This window comes from Amycolatopsis jejuensis, assembly GCF_000717335.1.
GTDB classification, from domain to species: Bacteria; Actinomycetota; Actinomycetes; order Mycobacteriales; family Pseudonocardiaceae; genus Amycolatopsis; species Amycolatopsis jejuensis.
Window position 1 is genome coordinate 1 of sequence record NZ_JNYZ01000132.1, and the last position, 208, is coordinate 208.

1 pseudogene is annotated in these 208 nt (G+C 65.9%); it reads left to right on the forward strand.

From position 1 onward, the window contains the following. Positions 1 to 185: pseudogene (locus OO71_RS49805) on the forward strand (transposase); the annotation flags it as partial. Positions 186 to 208: the final 23 nt, after the last annotated feature.

The window sequence follows — 208 nt, forward strand, 5'->3', positions numbered from 1 at the left end:
CGGCAGCAACGAAAACACCAACGGCCTGCTCCGCCAGTACTTCCCCAAAAGCACCGACCTCTCAGCCCACACCGCCGAACACCTCGCCGCCGTCGCCGCACAACTCGGGCCGCCGCCCCCGCAAAACACTCGACTGGGACACCCCCGCCGAACGCCTCACTACACTCCTCACCCACACCAACTAACCACCCGCGTTGCAACCACCCCT